Origin of the sequence: Streptomyces sp. NPDC056161, assembly GCF_042268025.1 — a bacterium.
Taxonomy (GTDB): domain Bacteria; phylum Actinomycetota; class Actinomycetes; order Streptomycetales; family Streptomycetaceae; genus Streptomyces.
This window is the reverse complement of record NZ_JBHJUV010000108.1, coordinates 1-12,808: the sequence shown is the minus strand read 5'-3', so window position 1 is coordinate 12,808 and position 12,808 is coordinate 1. Positions and strand designations below refer to the sequence as shown.

Here is a 12,808-nt window from a genome sequence, read left to right as displayed (position 1 = left end):
AGGTCCTTGCCGATGCCCTCGAAGGTGTGGCTCGGATCCGACAGGTACAGCGCGACAGCGTCCGCCCTGAACTCGGGCGAGTAGACCTTCATCACACTAAAAGATGCCTCCTACCCGGCCCCTGGCGGGGCCGGGCTCAGAGGTGTCCACCCCTCGGGGACAGGTCCCGCCCCCTGGTCGGTGCAGTGGCAGCGCTCGTACTACCGGGCGCGCGATCACGCCGCGGCTGCCGGTCCGCCCGATGCAGCCGCGGGATTCCCCGGCACGCAGATACTCAACGGCGAGTGGCTGTATCTGCAGTGCACCCGCTACAGCACTCTCCATCCTGAACAGCAGCGTCTGCTGGCGGACATCGGCATCACGGCCGAGGCGGCCCGCACCGCTCTGCCGCGGCGGATCCCCATCCAGGCCGGCTTCGAGACGGGGCTGGCGCACGCCAGGTCCTACGCCGCCGAACACGGTTGCCTGGCCGCCGCGGACAAAGAAACGCTGTACCAGGGGTATCCGCTGGGGCCGTGGCTCGCACGCCAGCGTCGCAGAGCGCGCCAGAGCGCGGAGCCCACGGAGCGCTCCCGCGCACTCGACGTCATCGATCCCTGGTGGAACCCGCCCTGGGGGCCAGCCTGGCAGCGCTCCTACGCACAGGTGCGGCGGCTGGCGGAGAGCGGAGGCGGGCTCGATGTGAGGGACGGATTTCCCGGGGCCGGAGCAGATCTCGCCTTGTGGCTGTCGCGGCAGTGTGCCGCTTATCGGCGGCTGGACCCCGATCAGCAGCGTCTGCTGGCCGACATCGGCATCACAGCCGAGGAAGCCGCGAAAGTGCAGGGCAGGGCAGGGGCACCCGAGGTCGAGACCGAGAACGGGCAGGCTGCTGCTGCCGGTCTGTGGGCCTTGGACGGCATGACCAGCGCTCGTTCCTTCGCCGCGGCACACGGGCACCTGGCAGTGCCCTCGGAGTACGTGCACGACGGGTTTGCCCTGGGCCGTTGGCTCGTGGAGCAGCGCCGCCAGGACCGCCTGCACGCTCAAACCACCGGAGGCGCATGGCCGCGGGGCCGGCTGCTGGCCGAACTCGATCCCTGGTGGAACCCGCCCTGGCCCTACTCCTGGCAGCGGCGCTACCAGCAGGCCCGTAAGCGATGGCAGAGGGGACGGTTGAAGGTGCCCGGCCCTCATCGCGGCGGGGACGAGGACGAGGTGACAGTGTGGCTGCGCCGTCAGTGTGCCCGGCACGATGTCCTGCAACCCGAGCAGCAGGACCTCCTCGCGGACATCGGCATCAACCCTGCCGTCGCCCGCATCGTGACCGAAGCCGGCCGAAGCCCTGCCCCCGTGGACACAGGGCTCGCCTACGCACGTAGCTATGCAGCCGAACACGGGCACCTGGCCGTGGCCGAACAGACCCGCCACAACGACTACCCCCTGGGCAGCTGGCTCCTACGCCAGCGACACCGCGTCGCTGACGGGCACATCGACCCCGCCCGGATCGCCGCGCTGAACGCCCTCGACCCGCACTGGAACCCGCCCTGGCCCCTCGCATGGCAGCGCACCTACCATCAGTCACGCGCTGCCACGACCAGCGGCAACCTGACCACGACGCAACGCCGCTGGATCACCACCCAGACACGGCTGTGGGACAGCCTCCACCCCACCCAGCAAGAACTCCTGGCCGGCATCGGCGCCGCGCCCGCCACCGAACCCATGCCGACTCCCACGACGACACGCAGCTACCCACCGGGCGACGGCCTCCCCCACGCCCGCTCCTACGCCACCGCCCACGGGCACCTCGCCGTGTTCAAACAGACCCACCACCACGGCTTCGCCCTGGGGCACTGGCTCATCCAGCAGCGACGCAAAGCCCGCGCAGGCCTCCTGTCCGCCCGCACCCTGCAAGAACTCACCCTCCTCGACCCCTGGTGGAACCCGCCCTGGCCCTTCGCCTGGCAACGCAAATACCACCAACACCGCACCCTCCACACCACAGGCCAGCCCCTCCCACCCGAACTCCAGCGCTGGGCCCGCAAACAGACCACCCTCTGGCACCAACTCCACCCCCACCAAAAGGCGCTGCTGTGCACCATCGATATCCGCCCTGAGGTCCCAAGTCGGCAAGGCACCCTGTCTGGAGCGTGACGGCAGGACTTCCGAAGGCCCGGGTTCACGCCGAGCTTGAAGCCGCCCGGCAGCGGCCTGCCGTCCTGGTAAGGAAGGAAGTCCAGCGGCGACGGCCCGTCGGACGCGTAGACGGCGCAGTCCGACAGGATCGCGACCGGGTACTGCCCGGTGAGGACCAGGGGCGACTCGCCAAGAGCCCACCTGTGTCCTCGCGGCTCGACGGTGCTTGCTGCTGGGCGATCCCCCGGCCCGGCAGCAGTGTGGAAGCGGAGTGGGCGAGACTCGCGCAGACGGCCAGCACGCTTCGATGCTGGCGAGTGTAAACGGCGTCCAGTGCCAGTTGACGTCGCATCAATCGGGGACCGGGGGTGGTGGTCCCCCGTATGCAGTGCGAGTGCTCGATCCAGGTGTGGATGCCGGAGGGGCTCCGTAAGTCGACTCACGGAGCTTTGGGTAATGCAGTGGCGGCCCATCCCCGCGGGCGCGGGGATGGGCCGCCGCTTCAACGAGTCGTCCGGCCTTCTCGCGTGAAGGCCTCATGGAGCTGGTCTACAAAGACTCTCCCGTCTGTGGGCGCGTGACGCGCTGTCGTGTCAGCACCGTGGCCCGCCGGTGGTGTGGTCCAGGCGCGCCAGGAAGTCCTCAATCTCACGCACGAGAGCTTGTGTTGCTTCAGACAGGTCGACTCCGGCTTCCCCCAATGCCCAGTCGACCCTGTCTACAGCAACGCGAATACCGGCTGACCGGCACACAAAGCCACTCACGAATGATCTGAAAGACTCCTCAGCGTGTTCTTTCCCGTGTCCGCAGCATGCCGATAGGTTTTCTTCCCTCTCGGCATCAAGGATATGAAGATAGTCCCGCGCGTCCTCGTCACCCTTGAGTGCTGCTTTTTCCCACCAGCTTCGCGCCACATCATCCCTGTCCAGGAACTCAAGGATTTCTGCTACGCGCCGCGTTTCCTGTGGTGTCGCGGAATCATCGATTTCCTTTTTCAGGAGAGTGCGTAGTTCACGGACCGCGCCGATTCGGTGGTTTCCGTCCACGATTTCCAGGCAGGGGGCGGGGGCCGGGGGCCAGCCCGAAGGCTGGCCCCCCTCCGCCTGGACAGAGTCCCCGCCGATCCGGGAACCCTTGGAAAATGACTGCTCAGAGCCTTCGAGCAGGAGCCACAGGGCGAGGAGCCGGATGGCTCCCCGCTCCTCGGGCTGGTGCGTCCAAGCGGACAGGTATGTCATGCGGTGGCCTCCTCGCTGTGCTCGTTGATGGACTTCTTCAGGTTGTTGGCGGCGGCTTTGATGTAGCGCTTCACCGACTCCTCCTTTATCTGGAGGCGCTGCGCAACCACGGCAGGGCTGAGGTCCTGCAGAACACACAGGGTGATGACCTCGCGCTGCCGTTCAGGAAGGCTGGCGACGAGTTCGTCGATACCTTCCTTGATCATTTCGTAGGCGGCCTCGGGGATGCCGATGCCAGATTCCGTCTCGGGCAGTTCACGGACCGGGACCAGGACCATCCGCTCGTTGCGGCGGAACTGGTCGATGACCGCCCGCTTCACCACGGTGCGGCCGCAGGCGGTCAGCGAACCGCGGCCGGCGATAAGCTGATCCCATCGCCGGTACATCTTCAGGTAGGCGTCCTGCACAGCATCTTCCGCGCTGTGCAGATCGCCGGCCTGGGCCCGGGCCAGTCGGGAGAACGCCTCGATGGTCTCAAGGACGAAGGACTCGAAGTCCGCTCCCGGAGCGGCCTCACTCACGCGGCCTCCCGCGTGGTGATGGCCCGGTGGCCCGCCGGCCCGGCCGTGTCCTTGCGGAACAGCCAGGCAGGCCGGCCCTCCTCGAAACGGGCGGCAGCGCCGCCGTCGGGCAGGGCCTGCGCCATCGCGACCATGGTGGCGCGCTGCTCGCGCTCCACACGGGTCTCGATATGCGCCTTCACAAGCATCTCCGTGATGCCGCGGGTGCGGCGCATCACGGAGACCAGCAGGAACAGCAGGGGAACCCCGCCCGCTCCCACCCAGTACGACCAAGTCATCGACCAGGCCTCCCAGTAGAGACGAACTCGTTGATGAAGGCCCAAGGGCCTTCATCCCCTTACACGCCGCCGGGGGCCCGGATCCGGATGCCGGAGACCAAGATTTTTTCCCAACTTCCCCCGCTTCCCCGCCTGTCGCATCGCCTTCGCAGGTCACAGGGGTAGCAGACGGACAGGAAAATCGGTCGGGCGGGGAGTCCGGAAAGGCCCCGCCGATGGGAGCACGGCCCCGGGAAGGAGGCGGAGCCGGGACGCTATGAGAACGAACCGGCACCACGACCGCCGCTCTGCCTGATCCGCCGGGCATCCGTTGCGAAAGCGCCCGCCCGGCACGGCGAGCACGAGACCGTGGTGGAGTGACCCATCACCCCGGCCTGCTGCGGACCGCTCCCCTGCCGAGGGAGACGACCTCGTCACTGATCTGCCGCATCGCGAGCCGCTACGGGATGGAGGCGAAGGTGTTGCGGTCGTGCTGGCAGTGGCGCAACTACCCGCCGGGGCACGACGGCGGGGGCGCGCGGGCCGACGCCGAGGTGCTGCTGAACGCGGCCGGACGGCAGCTCCTTGCATGCCTGTGCGGTGTCGAGGAAGACGTCCTGGCGCGGGCGTTGCCGTCCTGGGGACAGGAGGACGCCAAGCTGTCGGCCGGAAGAAACGGGGTGCCGGCGGCGGCGTGGCGGACCGGTGGCGCGGTCGCCGGGCCGGTCGCCTTCGGCTGCCGCCTGTGCACCGCCGGGCGTACGGGGACGGCGGTGCGGGTGGTGCGGTACGCGCCGCGCTGGGAGCGGGTGTGTGTCCGGCACGGGCGGTGGCTCCTGGACGCGGACGCCGACCAGCCTCTTGAGTATCTGGACGTGCGGGGTGTGCCGGAAGTGGCTGCGGCGCAGCGGCGGTGGGCCAAGGTGGCGCGGCGGGCAGCACGGGCCGGAGTCGAACCGGAGAGAGTGTTCGCTCTGGCGCACGCGGTGGTGGCCCGGTGGTGGGAGCAGGCCCTGCACTGGGAGCGCGAGGCGCTCTGGCCGCGGCGGCTGCACCAGGTCGCGGGCGGCAACGCCGGGACAGAGCTGGAGCGGTGGCGGATCGTGGGCCGGGACGCGGTCGTCTTCCCCGAGGTGGTGGCCGTGGCCGACGCGCTGCTGGACCCGGCCATGGCCGAGCTGGCATGGACCGACAGCGGGGCCGGGCGGCCGCGGCCGCTGCCCGCCGACGGGGCGTTCTGCCGCCGGCTGGGCGAGCGGGTCGGGCGGGGGTGGCTGGGGCCGCTGGCCGCCACCGACTACGGCGGCCCGCTGACCTCGTGGATGGGCGCCGTCATCCGCCTGCGCCGTGGCGCCGGCGGGCCTCCTGGTTACGGCAACGATCCGTGGTGGCTGAGGCAGGAGCACCAGACCGCGTCCATGGCCGCCCAGCTGCGTGTCCTGTCGAAGGAACGCAGCGCGCCCGGCTCGGGCACCACGTGGCGCTCTGCGGTGCCGGCCGAGCAGCGGGCGCTGATCACCAGCCTGGTCAACGACGCCGAAGAGCAGCTGACCCAGCTGCGCGGTGCCCAGTACGGCAAGACCGCCGACGCCGCTCAGCAGTTGCTGGGCAACCTCGGCCATGCTGCCACGCTGATCGAGCAGGCCGTACAGGAGACTGCAGCGGCAGCCCTCGGGGCCGGGATGGCACTGGAGGATCTGGCGCGCTGGGCCCGTCTGCCGGCCGATGTCCTGGCCGAGGCACTCGCGGCCCACCGCAACGGGCGGCCGGGAAAGGAGCGGTGAGCAAGTGTCAGGAGGCAGGCAGGGTGTGCACGGACCGTGATCCGCAGGGCATACCTCATCGCCCGGCACTCGTGATCAAAATCCGTGAAGCCGCCCGCCAGCGAGGCGGGACGGGCTTGACTGGGGCGTGTGGGCAGCAAGGACGCAGCGGCCGCAGCAGGTGGCCGCTCACAGCACATGCAGACGGACACCGGATCCGAGTGGGAGGCGGTCTTCGTCGACCCCATCGGGCAGGTGGTGCAGCAGCGGTGGGCGGACGCGGTCCTCGCGGTGGCCTTCGAAGAGCTGGAGCCGGTGTCGGCGTTCCCGGTGGTGCCGGGGCGGCGGTGGGGGCCCGGCCAGTGGTGGTCGGCCACGACCGGCCGGCATGTGGCCTGCGGGTCGTCCGCGATGCGGGCGCAGCTGATGGTGCTGGACCGCGACCCAGAGGTGGTCGGCCTGGCCGGGCGGCCGGTCCGCCTACTGTGGCGGGACGCGCGTGGCCAGGTGCGCTCGTGGGTGCCGCAGCTCTTCGCCCGCCACCGCGACGGCACCGCTGTGCTGGCCGACTGCCCCAGCCACCCGGAGGCCGGCGGCGAGCGGGCGCAGCGGGCTGCGACGGTCCTGGAGGCGGCGTGCGTGCAGGCCGGCTGGAGCTACCGGCGCCTCAAGCCGCTGGAGAAGACGCTTTCGGCGAACCTGAAATGGCTGGCCGGCTACCGCCACCCCCGCAACGCCGGCCGTCCCTCTCTCTCGGCCGCCGTCCGTGAGGCGTTCACACAGCCGCGGCCGCTGATCGAGGGCGCCGAAGCGGTGGGCGACCCGATCGAAGTCCTGCCCGCCGTCTTCCACGCCCTGTGGCACGGAAAGCTGACGACCGACCTGGCGACGCCGCTTAACGAGGGGGTCCTCGTCACCACCGGCACCGGCAGGGTGAACGGCCGTGGCGGCCCGGGCAGCGGGGATGGGTGGTGAGCGTGCGGCGTGGCGGGCGGCCGGTGCTGCAGGTCGGAGCGCACGTCCGCTTCCGTGACCGCACCTGGCAGGTCATCGCTGTGGCGGGTCAGCAGGTCCACCTCGCCGGCGAGACAGGCGAAGACGAGACGGTCGTGGCCGGGCATCTGTTCGCCGACCCGTCCTTCACCATCATGGGCGTCGAGATGCCCCAGGCCGTGACGCAGTGGGGGCTGTTCGAAACCGCGCCCGAGGACGCGCGGCGCAAGGCACTGGCCTGGCAGCGGCACATCCGCGAGGTGGAGTCCGGCCTGCCCGGCGGGACGGACAGCGGCGGGGTGTCCCGAGCCGAGTACGACCCCGACCGGTTCACGCTCGCGCAGCGCGAGGAGGCCAAGGCCGCGGAGCTGACCGCGATCGGCTTCGGACCTGTCTCCCGGACCACGGTGCAGCGCATGCGCCTGGCCTACCGCAAGCAGGGACTGTGGGGGCTGGTCGACCACCGCACCACCCGCCGGCCCGTGCCTACCGGGCGCACCGACGAACGCGTCATCGCCGCCATCGAGGAAGCGCTGCGCCGCCAGCGCGGCCGCTCCAAGGGCACCGTCAAAGGCCTGACGCCCCTGGTCGCGCAGATCCTTACCGACCGGCACGGGCGCGGCACCGTGCCGATACCCTCCCAGGCCACCTTCTACCGGCTCGTCCACCAGCTCGCCGACCCCGCCGAACACCCCCACCGCCCCGCCCGAACTCTCCCCTCCCCCACCGGCGGACGGGCGTTCACCCCGACCGTGGCGCTGCGGCCGGGCGAACAGGTACAGGTCGACACCACCCGCCTCGACGTCCTGGCCGTCTTCGACGACGGCACCACCGGCCGGCCCGAACTCACCATCGCCGTCGACGTCGCCACCCGCGCCATCCTCGCCGCCGTCCTGCGCCCCGCCGGAACCAAGGCCGTCGACGCCGCCCTCCTACTCGCCGAAATGGCCGTCCCGCACCCCGCCCGCCCCGCCTGGCCCGACGCCCTGCACCTCGCCCACACCCAACTCCCGCAGCTACAGCGGCTGATGAGTCTGGACGAACGCCTTCAGGGCGCAGCCGCCCGGCCGGTCGTGGTGCCCGAGACGATCGTCGTGGACCGAGGCAAGGTCTACCTGTCCACGGCGTTCAGCGCCGCCTGCGAGACCCTCGGCATCAGCGTCCAGCCCACCCCGCCCCACGCCCCCGCCGCGAAAGGCATCGTCGAGCGCACCTTCGGCACCATCAACGCCCTGCTGTGCCAGCACCTGCCCGGCTACACCGGCTCCGACGTCACCCGCCGCGGCCCCGCCGCCGAAACCGAGGCATGCTTCAGCGTCGCCCAGTTGCAGGACCTGCTGGACGAATGGCTGATCCACTACCACCACCGCCCCCACGAAGGCCTGCGCCACCCCACCCTGCCGAAGAAGGCGCTGACACCGAACCAGATGTGGGCCGCGCTGGTCGCCGTGGCCGGCCACGTGCCCCTCCCCTTGAGCGGCAGCGACTACCTCGAACTGCTGCCGGTGCGCTGGCAGGCCATCACCGAACGCGGCATCCGCATCGACCACCGCACCTACGACCACGATGTCCTCGCCCCCTACCGCGGCCAGCCCTCGCCCGTCACGGCGCGCGGCGGGAAATGGGAAGTCCACACCAACCCCCACGACGCCCGCCAGGTCTGGATCCGCCTGCCCGACGGACACCTGACAGAGATCCCGTGGATCCACCGCGGCCACATCCACCAGCCCTTCAACAGCGCCACCTGGCAGCACATCAAAACCATCACCGCCCGCCACGGCGACCGCGACACCCACGAAGCCGACCTCGCCGACGCCCTCGACCAGCTCATGCGCCGCGCCCACACCGGCACCGCCACACCCGACGAACAGCGCCTGCTCACCCGCACCGCACCGCTGAAAACGCCCCCGCCCGCGACCGCCACCCGCCCTCCGGACCCGCAGCAGGCCGACGGCTCGGACGACGACAGCCTCGACGACCTCGACGACCTGCCCGACGACGCAGAGCAGGCCGACGGCGAGAACGACCCCGGCGACAACAACGCCTCCGTCCCGTACACCGGACTCGGCCTCTACGACCCCGCCCAGGAAGCCCTCAACTGGTGACCACCCGCCCACACACCACCACCGCCAGCCACTCCCCCAGCCCGACAAGCCCGCGTGCCCGTACCGCCGCCGACGTCCCTCGACCGGACGCCTACGAAGCCGAACCGGAGTGGCCGATCACCACCTGGCAGGGCTGGCAGCACTTCGCCACCACCCCACCCCAGACCCCGCCAGGGCCCGGCGACGCACCCCGCAGCCCGGAAGAACGCCTCGCCTACCACTCCGCGTTCGTCACCGTCCGCACCCCCGCCATCAACACCCTCGCCACCCAGGTCCGCACCCTGATGCTTCTCGGCCGCCACCAGCAGACCACCGCCCGCCCCTCACTGATCGTCACCGGCCCCGCCGCAGCCGGGAAAACCACCGCACTCCTCGAGGTCGGGCGCACCTGCCACCTCGCCCACACCCGCAAGAACCCGGCCCCGCCCGGACGTGCCCACCAGCAGGTGCCGGTCGCGTACCTGCTGGTGCCACCTGGCGCCACCGCCAAGACCCTCGCCACCGAATTCGCCCGCTACCTCGGCATCCCCACCACCACCCGCATGACCCAGACCCAGATCACCGAAGCCGTCTGCCACACCTACACCCAAGCCGGCGTCCGCCTGATCCTCATCGACGAGATCCACCGCCTCAACCCGCGTACGACCACCGGCGCGGAGGCCACCGACCTGCTGAAAGACCTCACCGAACGCATCAGAGCGACCTTCGTCTACACCGGCATCGACGTCGCCGCCACACCCCTGTTCACCGGAGTGCGCGGCGCCCAACTCGCCGGCCGCGCCAGCCTCATCACCTGCGGCCCCCTCCCCGCCCGCCACGGCACCCGCCGCCCCTTCACCGACCTCGTCACCGACATGGAAGCCGCCCTCGACCTGACCCAGCACACACCCGGCACGCTCCCCCGCCACTCCACCTACCTCCACCAGCGCACCGCCGGCCGCATCGGCAGCCTCGCCCGCCTCATCCGCCAAGCCGCCATCACCGCCATCTGCGACGGCACCGAACGCATCACCAAAAAATCGCTCGAAGCCATCCAGCTCGACCACCTCGCCGAAGAAGCAAGGCGCCCCCGAACCCGCCAACCGGCCAGAACGGGATGATGCGGACATGAAGACGACCACCGAGACGCCGCGCGACGAGTTCGCCGCCCTCTGCCGGCATGCCTGGGACACCCTGATCCCCGCCCGCGCCGGCTACCTCGCCGACGTCTCACTCCACTACGACGACGTCCTCCACGACGTCGCGCAGCGCACCGAGCACACCGGCAGTCTCGGCAAGGCGGACATCGCAGCCCTCGTCGTCTGGAAACGGCTCTCCGCACAGACCCGCTGGGTGACAGCCCTCATGTCTCTGCCCGACACCCACGTACGAGCCGTCACCGAGCAGGCCGTCACCGCCGTCCGCGACACCACCCTCACCCGCAGCAAAGCCGCCAGCACCGGACGCGGCATCATCGCCGAACTGCCCGGCTTCCGCACCGGCGACGCCCTCGCCTCAGCCATCCTCACCGCGGCCGCACCCACACGGATGGCTGTCTACGACCGCCGTGTCCAACACGCCCTCGACACCCTCGGCCTCCCCCTCACCCCCACACCGGGACGCTACGGCCGCTACCTCCAGCTCCTCGACGACCTCCTCCAACACGGCTCAGCACACGCCGACGGCTGGAGTGCACGCGACATCGACACCGCCCTGTACTGGACCGGCGCCAACCCGCCCCAGCCGGAACCGGCATAGGACCGCCCGCACAAGCCCTGACCACACAACAAGCCGCTGACCAGCACAAACCCGCACCAGCCCTTTAGATGCCAGGCACCATCACCAACACCACAGCACCGTTATCAACGAACCCAGAACAACCACAGGCCAGATGCCCCATCAGCAGCGCCTCCAGCACCCCGTAGACGCCGGAATCGCTATCAGAAAATCCACAACACCCCAGCCCAAGCCACCCTCACCACACCAACTACGAACCCCGGAATCACACCATAGGCCGCCAATCCGGCGTGCGGCGTCTTGGTCAAGGTAGGCATCCAAGTGCCGGTCGTGATCGATGAGCACGGCGTGGGGCAGTGGCTGGGCAGGGCGGATGACCTTGAACTCCGTTGCCCCGAGGCGTGCGTGGTGGACGGTGGTGGGCAGTCTCATTGGTTCTCCGAGACACGGTGGCTGACGTCGGCGGCGTAGGCGGCCCAGTCCCCGCCTGATGCCTGTTGCCACTGGACAGCGACTTTGATGTGGATCCCGAGCATTCGGGCGAGGATCGCGGCGGGCACTTCGGTGGCAAGGGTGAACAGTGCGGTGGAGCGATCCTGCTTGGGCCGAATCCCGATCTTGTGGAGGCGCTGGCCGATCTGGTCGTCGCCGAGGGGGCGTCCCGGCTGGCCTCCGGGGAAAAGCCAGGGGGTGTCCTCCGGGGTGCCGATCTTGGCCTTGCCACGGCGGGTCGCTACGAGCTCGCGGACCAGGGCGGCCAGCGGCGCGGGGAGGACGACGGGCGAGGTGCCGAACGTGATGGAGACGGTGCCGCCGTCGAAGCTGACGTCACCGACGGTGAGTTGGCTGATGGTGGCGATCTTCTGTGCGTAGAGGATCAACAGCAGTCCCGCGACGCGGTCCGGGGTCGGCAAGGTGTCGTCGTTGAGGAGGCGTCGGGCGTCGGCCCACCGCTTCTCGCTGTCGATGGTGCTGAGCGGGCCGGTCCAGCGGACGGTGCCATAGGTCAGGTCACGGGCATGCCGGTGCTGTACCGACCAGCGGACGAAGTGGCCGGTCTCGTCGCGGTAGCTGACCGTGGGGTCGGCCATCCAGCGTTCCAGGTCCGTCTGGGTGCAGGTCCCAAGTGTGAGTCCTTCGCCGCCGAGCCAGTCGATGAAGTTGTTCGCCGCGGTGACGTGGCAGCGCACGTTCAGGTCCTGGAGCCGGGTGGTGTGGTCATCACCGAGGCGGCGTCGGAGTCGGCGCATGTGGTGCCAGACCGCGTAGCCGTGCAGGACCCGGCGCTCGGCGAGATCGATGCGGGCCTGGACGGTCGTGCTGATCCATTTCTCCAGGGCGATGAGCCGTTCGTCGCGGGGCGGCAGGGCGCCGGTCGCGACCAGGACACTGCGCAGGTGGGCCAGCACCTTGCCCGGGGGCAGTTCGTCGAGGACCTCGTGGGTAATGGGCCGCTCGTCGCGGCCTATGCGTTCCAGGAGGTCACGGGCCTTGGAGCGGGAGACCCAGGCGAAGGCGACGTCGGGGCGCTCGGCGCTGGCCAACGCGTCGTGGAACGCGGCGAGTTCGGGGCGGATGGCCCCGTCCGAGCCGCCGAGGAGGTCGCGTACTTGTTGGTCGAGGACGCATCGCTGGCAGGGGCGGGTGCTGAGCTGCCAGGTGGTGGTGCAGACCGGGCAGCGGCCCCAGAAGTCGGGGTCGGGGTTGGTGCACTTCGCGCACAAGGGCTCCTCCCAGGTTCCGCTGCGGGCCTGGGCGACGGTGGCGCAGCCGCTGCAGGCCACCCATCGCTGCTGGCAGCGGTCGCACCAGGGCTGTCCGGTGGCCCGGGACATGTCGCAGAGCGCCGTTCGGCCGCAGATGCCGCATTCCGCGGTGATCCTCGGCCGGCAGTTCTGGCAGCGTGGGCCGTCAGGCAGCCGGTTCGCGACGGGCTTGCGTCGGCCGCAGCCGACACACTCCTCCAGGGGGACCTGTCCCCGAGGGGTGGACACCTCTGAGCCCAGCCCCGCCAGGGGCCGGGTAGGAGGCATCTTTTATGGTGATGAAGGTCTACTCGCCCGAGTTCAGGGCGGACGCTGTCGCGCTGTACCTGTCGGA

General features: G+C 70.2%; 10 protein-coding genes. 6 read left to right on the top strand and 4 right to left on the bottom strand.

Translation table 11 applies throughout. The annotated features are described in order from the left end of the window. Window positions 1-180: 180 nt before the first annotated feature. Complete coding sequence (locus tag ACFC09_RS44920; protein WP_376538796.1) at window positions 181-2,133, top strand: helicase associated domain-containing protein; 1,953 nt, start codon at window positions 181-183, stop codon at window positions 2,131-2,133. 575 nt (window positions 2,134-2,708) lie between these two features. Here ACFC09_RS44920 and ACFC09_RS44915 read toward each other — a convergent pair. Genes ACFC09_RS44915 through ACFC09_RS44905 form a run of 3 tightly spaced genes read right to left on the bottom strand, consistent with a single transcriptional unit; the run spans window position 2,709 to window position 4,152 of the window. Continuing rightward, the gene (locus ACFC09_RS44915) at window positions 2,709-3,353 is read right to left on the bottom strand and encodes a hypothetical protein (RefSeq protein ID WP_376538794.1); all 645 of its coding nucleotides are present in this window, start codon (window positions 3,351-3,353) and stop codon (window positions 2,709-2,711) included. Then, window positions 3,350-3,874, bottom strand: coding sequence for an RNA polymerase sigma factor (locus ACFC09_RS44910; RefSeq protein ID WP_376538792.1), 525 nt, complete (start codon window positions 3,872-3,874; stop codon window positions 3,350-3,352). The genes ACFC09_RS44915 and ACFC09_RS44910 overlap by 4 nt, the downstream gene beginning before the upstream one ends. Then, a complete protein-coding gene (locus tag ACFC09_RS44905) occupies window positions 3,871-4,152 on the bottom strand; it encodes a hypothetical protein (protein ID WP_376538790.1) in 282 nt (93 codons plus the stop codon). Before ACFC09_RS44905 ends, ACFC09_RS44910 begins: the two co-directional genes overlap by 4 nt. A gap of 356 nt (window positions 4,153-4,508) precedes the next feature. Between ACFC09_RS44905 and ACFC09_RS44900 the strand changes: the two genes are divergently transcribed. The 5 genes from ACFC09_RS44900 (at window position 4,509) to ACFC09_RS44880 (ending at window position 10,729) form a co-directional block, all read left to right on the top strand. Beyond that, on the top strand, window positions 4,509-5,915 hold the full coding sequence (locus tag ACFC09_RS44900; protein WP_376538788.1) for a DNA-binding protein: 1,407 nt from the start codon (window positions 4,509-4,511) through the stop codon (window positions 5,913-5,915). Between the two features lie 177 nt (window positions 5,916-6,092). After that, on the top strand, window positions 6,093-6,869 hold the full coding sequence (locus tag ACFC09_RS44895; protein ID WP_376538786.1) for a TnsA-like heteromeric transposase endonuclease subunit: 777 nt from the start codon (window positions 6,093-6,095) through the stop codon (window positions 6,867-6,869). After that, window positions 6,866-8,992 (top strand): Mu transposase C-terminal domain-containing protein, encoded by a 2,127-nt coding sequence (locus ACFC09_RS44890; RefSeq protein ID WP_376538784.1) that lies wholly within the window; start codon window positions 6,866-6,868, stop codon window positions 8,990-8,992. Before ACFC09_RS44895 ends, ACFC09_RS44890 begins: the two co-directional genes overlap by 4 nt. Before the next feature lie 116 nt (window positions 8,993-9,108). Beyond that, window positions 9,109-10,092 carry a TniB family NTP-binding protein gene (locus ACFC09_RS44885; RefSeq protein WP_376538799.1) on the top strand — a complete coding sequence of 328 codons (984 nt, stop codon included), beginning with the start codon at window positions 9,109-9,111 and terminating at the stop codon, window positions 10,090-10,092. 7 nt (window positions 10,093-10,099) lie between these two features. After that, window positions 10,100-10,729 carry a hypothetical protein gene (locus tag ACFC09_RS44880; RefSeq protein ID WP_376538782.1) on the top strand — a complete coding sequence of 210 codons (630 nt, stop codon included), beginning with the start codon at window positions 10,100-10,102 and terminating at the stop codon, window positions 10,727-10,729. Window positions 10,730-11,136: 407 nt separating this feature from the next. On the opposite strand, the gene ACFC09_RS44875 is transcribed toward ACFC09_RS44880, so the two are convergent. Next, window positions 11,137-12,543: a hypothetical protein gene (locus tag ACFC09_RS44875; protein WP_376538780.1), complete on the bottom strand. Its 1,407-nt coding sequence runs from the start codon at window positions 12,541-12,543 to the stop codon at window positions 11,137-11,139. Between the last annotated feature and the right edge of the window lie 265 nt (window positions 12,544-12,808).

What these genes read in the sequence shown, in the direction of transcription:
- ACFC09_RS44915 (WP_376538794.1), bottom strand. Translation starts at nt 3,353, where the DNA reads ATGACATACCTGTCCGCTTGGACGCACCAGCCCGAGGAGCGGGGAGCC.
- ACFC09_RS44905 (WP_376538790.1), bottom strand. Translation starts at nt 4,152, where the DNA reads ATGACTTGGTCGTACTGGGTGGGAGCGGGCGGGGTTCCCCTGCTGTTC.
- ACFC09_RS44895 (WP_376538786.1), top strand. Translation starts at nt 6,093, where the DNA reads ATGCAGACGGACACCGGATCCGAGTGGGAGGCGGTCTTCGTCGACCCC.
- ACFC09_RS44880 (WP_376538782.1), top strand. Translation starts at nt 10,100, where the DNA reads ATGAAGACGACCACCGAGACGCCGCGCGACGAGTTCGCCGCCCTCTGC.
- ACFC09_RS44875 (WP_376538780.1), bottom strand. Translation starts at nt 12,543, where the DNA reads ATGTCCCGGGCCACCGGACAGCCCTGGTGCGACCGCTGCCAGCAGCGA.